Here is a 5,545-nt window from a genome sequence, read left to right as displayed (position 1 = left end):
CCTACACCCCCCGTCCATTTTTAACCCATCTTTTGCACACCGCGCTGGCTGCTGGTCTCGTGGGCTCGTTGATTTGTCGATGTTCCCGCTCTGCGGCGGGGCCGGGCGTCGCGGGTGACCGGTGGCTACTGGAGCGGATCGGTCGGAGGGGCCGGTCAGCCCATGTGCGGGTAGCGGTAGTCCGTCGGCGGGACGAAGGTCTCCTTGACCGAGCGGGTCGAGGTCCACCGCGCCAGGTTCTGCTTGGCACCGGCCTTGTCGTTGGTGCCGGAGGCCCGGCCGCCACCGAAGGGCTGCTGGCCGACGACGGCGCCGGTCGGCTTGTCGTTGATGTAGAAGTTGCCGGCGGCGAAGCGCAGCTTGTGCATCGCGTCCTGGGCCGCCGCGCGGTCCTGGGAGATGACCGCGCCGGTCAGGCCGTACGGGGACACCGACTCCATCTGGGCCAGCATCTCCTCGTACTTCTCGTCCTCGTAGACGTACACGGCGAGGATCGGGCCGAAGTACTCGTCCTTGAAGTACTCGCTCGCCGGGTCCTGGCAGACCAGGACGGTCGGGCGGACGAAGTAGCCGACGGAGTCGTCGTAGGTGCCGCCGGCGAGGACCTCGACGGAGGAGTCGGCCTGCGCGCGGTCGATGGCGGCCTTGTTCTTGGCGAAGGCGCGCTCGTCGATGACGGCCGACATGAAGTTGGACAGGTCGGTGACGTCGCCCATGGTGAGGCCGTCGACCTCGGCCGCGAACTCGTCCTTCAGTCCGGCCCACAGCGAGGCGGGGACGTAGGCGCGGGAGAGCGCCGAGCACTTCTGGCCCTGGAACTCGAAGGCGCCGCGGGTCATGGCGGTCTTGAGGACCTTCGGGTCGGCCGACGGGTGGGCGACCAGGAAGTCCTTGCCGCCGGTCTCGCCGACGATCCGCGGGTAGGTGCGGTAGCCGGCGATGTTGGTGCCGACCTCGCGCCACAGGTGCTGGAAGGTGGCGGTGGAGCCGGTGAAGTGGATGCCGGCCAGCGCCGGGTGCTTCAGCGCGACCTCGGAGACGGCCAGGCCGTCGCCGGTCACCATGTTGATGACGCCCTTGGGCAGGCCGGCCTCCTCCAGCAGCTGCATCAGCAGGTGCGCGGAGAACTGCTGGGTCGGGGACGGCTTCCACAGCACCACGTTGCCCATCAGCGCGGGCGCGGTCGGCAGGTTGCCGGCGATCGCGGTGAAGTTGAACGGGGTGATCGCGTAGACGAAGCCCTCCAGCGGGCGGTGGTCGCTGCGGTTCCACACGCCGTCCGAGGAGATCGGCTGCTCGGCCATGATCTGGCGGGCGAAGTGCACGTTGAAGCGCAGGAAGTCGACCAGCTCGCAGGGGGTGTCGATCTCGGCCTGCTGCGCGGTCTTGGACTGGCCGAGCATGGTGGCGGCGGCCAGGGTCTCGCGCCAGGGGCCGGCCAGCAGGTCGGCGGCCTTGAGGAAGATCGCGGCGCGGGAGTCGAAGGAGAGCGCCTGCCAGGCCGGGGCAGCGGCCAGGGCAGTGTCGATGGCGTCCTGCGCGTCGGCCTGGGTGGCGTTGCGCAGGGTGCCGAGCCGAGCCGCGTGGTTGTGCGGCTGGACGACGTGGAACTCGGTGCCGCCGCCCATCCGGCGCTCACCGTTGATCGTCATGGTCAGCTGGACCGGCTCCTGGCCGCCCAGCTCCTTCAGCTTGGCCTCCAGACGGGCCCGTTCCGGGCTCCCGGGGGCGTAGCTGTGGACCGGCTCGTTCACCGGCGCGGGGACCTGGGTCACAGCGTCCATAGAGCGCACGCTCTCCTTCGTTCAATGCGGGGGGATTGCCGACGTGGGTCGCACGCCGGCCACAGCACGAACGCTATTCCTGGCCGCGGGGCCACTTGATTGGCCTGGCGGCTAAATTCCCCCGTACGGCGTTGTCCGGCCCGACGAAGGGGGTCACGCTGCGGTCACGAACCGGCCTTCACCCCGCAGCGCAGCAGCCGCACCCCCGGCCGCCGCTCTCCCCCCGTCGGGCCTTCGCGCCGCCCGTCACACCCCCGCCCCGGCGCTCGCCTTCCGGTTGTTGACGGCTGCGGCCTTCGCGGCGACCTCCTCCACCACGGGCCGCCGTGCCGCCTCGTAGGCCGCGAGGGCGCCCGGCAGCCCGGGATGCGACTCCAGACAGCGGGCCAGCTCGACCGCGCTCTCGACGGCCAGTGAAACCCCTTGGCCGGAGCTGTTGGACGGGGCGTGCACCGAGTCGCCGACCAGCACCAGCCGGTCCCGGTACCAGTGCGGCACGGACGGCATGATCTCCAGCCGCGGGAAGACCTCGACGGTCGCGGCGTCCGCCTCCGCCAGGACGTCCCGGGCGGGCAGGTCCTCGGCGTGCAGCTTGCGCGCCAGCGCCAACCAGTCCTCCTGCGACACCCTCCGGGCCTGTTCCGACGTCAGCTGCTCGGGCTGCGGGATGTTGCTGAACCAGGCCGTGCCGGCGCCGTCCGGAAGGGCCCAGTAGCCGAAGAACGCCTGCCCGCCCTGCGCGAAGTGCATGGTCTCACCCCGCCCGCGCGCCCCGTCCAGCCGGTGCGCGCTGTAGCCGCCGACGCCGATCAGGCCGGTGTACTGCGGGCCGGGCGCGGCCGGGTCGATCAGCTCGCGGACCACGGAGCGGGTTCCGTCGGTTCCGATCAGCAGGTCGCCGTCGGCGGTGCTGCCGTCGGCGAAGCGGGCGGTGACGCCGGTCGGGCTCTCCTCGACGCCGACCAGTCGCTTGCCGTACCGCACGGACAGGCCCTCCTCGCGCAGCCTCCGCTGGAGCACCTCGTACAGCTCGGCGCGCCGCATCGCCCGGCCGCCCACCGGGAACTCGGCGAAGGTGCCGCCCTTCCCGTCCTCCATGACCATCCGCTCGATCAGCTGGCCGACGCCGTCGACCTGCTCCGCCAGGCCGACGGCGGCCAGCGCGGCCAGCCCGTTGGGGGCGATCATGAACGTTCCGCCGATGCCCTCGGCGGAGGTCCCGTAGGCTTCGAAGACCTCCGCCTCGATGCCGGCCCTGCGCAGGGCCAGCGCCGTCACCGGTCCGGCGATGCCGCCGCCGATGACCAGGGCCTTCCTGGGTGTACGCGGTGCGCTCATTGCAGACTCCCGAAGTACTCCTGCCAGGTCCGGATGAAGTCCGGCTCCTGGAGCTGTGTGACGAGGCGTTCGACGAAGGCGATCTCGGTCTCCAGTCCGCCGACCCGGTACTCCTCCTCGATCAGGAAGAGCCAGCCGACGCCCTCCTCCGTGGCCTTGCGCAGCGTCGCCCGGATGGCCGCCACCTCGGCGGTCAGGGCGGCCCGCCGCCGCCCCAGGAGCTCCACGGCCTCGGTCGGCGGGAGCACCATGAGCAGCGACAGCGAGACCCCGAAGGCGGGGTACTCGTGCTGCGGTTCGGCGACGAGTTCGCGCATCCAGTCGTAGAGCTCCGCCTTCCCCTCCTCGGTGAGGGCGTAGACGGTGCGCTCGGGCCGCTGGGTGTCGCGGACGGTTTCCTGTTCGGCGACGAACCCGGCCTTCCGTAGCTGCTCCACGACCATGTACAGCGAGCTGCGGTTGTACTTGATGTTGCGGTCCTTGGCGTGCTCCTTGAGCCGGCGCCCCATCTCGTACGGGTGCATCGGCTCGGCCAGGAGTTCGGCCAGGACCGCCAGTGCCAGCGGGTTCGACACCTTGCGTCGCTTCGCCACGAGACATCCTCATCTCTTGGTCAGTTCTGACTATCCACTCCTGAATAGTCAGGGTCAACTATTTACGAATGACGAACCAGAACTCTGTCCGCCCGGCTAAAATCAACCACACGGCGTTGTCCGAGCGGATGAAGGAGGCCCGAGTGACCACCCCCGGTCTCCCGCTCCGCCAGCTGCTGATGTCCCTGGGCGAACCGCTGGTCGAACTCCAGGCCGCCCCACAGGGGTTGGACGTCTCCGTCCGCGACGTCGCGATCCTCGACCCGGAGGACCCGCCCACCGCCGCCCCCGGCGAACTCGTCCTCGCGATCGGCGCCCGAGGCCGGGCCGCGCTCCCCGCCCTGCGCGCCGCCGGCCGGGCCGGGGCCGCCGCCGTCGCCGTCAAGCTGGACGCTCCCGGCCAGGCCGACGCCCTGCGCGAGGCCGCCACCGACGCGGGCGTCGCCCTGCTGTCGGTGCGCCGGGAGGCCCGCTGGGAGCACCTGGACTCGCTGGCCCGGGCGATCATCGCCGGCCCGGACGCCCCGGACGCGGCCGGCGCCCCCGAACCCAACGCCGGCGACCTCTTCTCCCTCGCCCAGACCGTCGCGGTGCTCACCAACGGCATCGTCTCGATCGAGGACACCTCCAGCCGGGTGCTCGCCTACTCCCGCTCCTCCGACTCCGACGAGGTCGACGACCTGCGCCGGCTGTCCATCCTCGGCTGGCAGGGCCCGGAGCCGTACCTGTCCAAGCTCCGCGAGTGGGGCATCTTCCAGCACCTGCGCAGTTCGGACGCCCCGATCGCGGTCGAGCCGCACCCCGAGCTCGGTCTGCGCCGCCGCCTGGCCGTCGGCATCCGGGCCGGGGCGCAGCCGCTCGGCACCATCTGGGTCCAGGAGGGCGCGCAGCCGCTGGCGCCGCTCGCCGAGCAGGCGCTGGTCGGCGCCGCCCGTGTCGCGGCCGCCCAGTTGGTGCGCCGCCGCCGGGAACTGTCCGCCGACGTCCGGCTGACCCAGACCCTGCTCACCGGACTGCTGGAGGGCTCCACCGGCCCCCAGTCGCTCGCCACCCACCTCGGTCTGGACCTGCGCCGCCCGGCCACCGTACTGGCGTACGGCGCGCACACCGCGGGGGCGCTGCACCGCTCCGACGTGACCGGTCTGATCTCGGTGCACACCGCCGCCCGGCACCGCACCGCGCTGCTCGCCCCGATCGAGTCCCGGGTGTACGTGCTGCTGCCCGAGCTGCCGCCCGGCCTGCCGATGACCACCGTGCGCGACTGGGCCTCCGAGGTGGTGACGGCCGCCCGGGAGCACCTCGGCGTCCCGCTGCGCGCCGCGATCGGCTCGACCGTCGACGCCCTGGCCCAGGTGCCCGACTCCCGCGCGCAGGCGGACCGCATCCTGGACGCGATGGGCCGCGGCGGGGTGGACCTCGACGTCGCGGCGCTGATCGACGTCCAGGCGGAGGTGCTGGTCAGCGAGATGGTGGCACTGCTGCAGGAGCGCACCGGCCTGCGCGACCCGCGGCTCACCGCGCTCACCGCGTACGACCGCCGGCACGGCACCCGGCTGGCAGAGTCGGTGCTGGCCTGGCTGGACGCGCTCGGCGAGGTCCGGGTGGCCGCGGACGCCCTGCACATCCACCCCAACACCCTGCGCTACCGGGTGCGCCGCGCCGAGCAGTTGACCGGCATCGACCTCGCCCAGCCGCAGCAGCGGCTGCTGGCGATGCTGCAACTGCGGCGGGGGGGCGGGGGGGCGGGGGGGGGGCCCCCCGGGGGGGGCGGGGGGGGGGGGGCGGGGGGGGGCCGCCCCGCCCCCCCGGGCCCCCCCACCCCGCTCAGAC

At 72.5% G+C, this 5,545-nt stretch carries 4 protein-coding genes; 1 reads left to right on the top strand and 3 read right to left on the bottom strand.

Going from position 1 to position 5,545, the window contains the following annotated elements; all coding sequences use genetic code 11:
• Nucleotides 1–155: 155 nt before the first annotated feature.
• From pruA to ACFV0O_RS16660, 3 genes are all read right to left on the bottom strand, one after another.
• Complete coding sequence (pruA, locus tag ACFV0O_RS16670) at nucleotides 156–1,784, bottom strand: L-glutamate gamma-semialdehyde dehydrogenase (RefSeq protein WP_380341912.1); 1,629 nt, start codon at nucleotides 1,782–1,784, stop codon at nucleotides 156–158.
• A 246-nt stretch (nucleotides 1,785–2,030) separates the two neighbouring features.
• On the bottom strand, nucleotides 2,031–3,122 hold the full coding sequence (locus ACFV0O_RS16665; RefSeq protein ID WP_380341910.1) for an FAD-dependent oxidoreductase: 1,092 nt from the start codon (nucleotides 3,120–3,122) through the stop codon (nucleotides 2,031–2,033).
• The gene (locus tag ACFV0O_RS16660) at nucleotides 3,119–3,715 is read right to left on the bottom strand and encodes a PadR family transcriptional regulator (RefSeq protein ID WP_380341908.1); all 597 of its coding nucleotides are present in this window, start codon (nucleotides 3,713–3,715) and stop codon (nucleotides 3,119–3,121) included. The genes ACFV0O_RS16665 and ACFV0O_RS16660 overlap by 4 nt, the downstream gene beginning before the upstream one ends.
• Before the next feature lie 143 nt (nucleotides 3,716–3,858).
• Between ACFV0O_RS16660 and ACFV0O_RS16655 the strand changes: the two genes are divergently transcribed.
• The coding region (locus tag ACFV0O_RS16655; protein ID WP_380341906.1) for a PucR family transcriptional regulator at nucleotides 3,859–5,545 on the top strand (1,687 nt) is incomplete at its 3' end.

Origin of the sequence: Kitasatospora sp. NPDC059577 (assembly GCF_042735475.1) — a bacterium.
Lineage (GTDB): Bacteria > Actinomycetota > Actinomycetes > Streptomycetales > Streptomycetaceae > Kitasatospora.
The sequence above is the reverse complement of the archived record's forward strand: the minus strand, read 5'-3'. Positions and strand labels throughout refer to the sequence as shown.

Coding starts and splice junctions, on each gene's coding strand:
- ACFV0O_RS16665 (WP_380341910.1), bottom strand. CDS start 3,122: ATGAGCGCACCGCGTACACCCAGGAAGGCCCTGGTCATCGGCGGCGGC.
- pruA (WP_380341912.1), bottom strand. CDS start 1,784: ATGGACGCTGTGACCCAGGTCCCCGCGCCGGTGAACGAGCCGGTCCAC.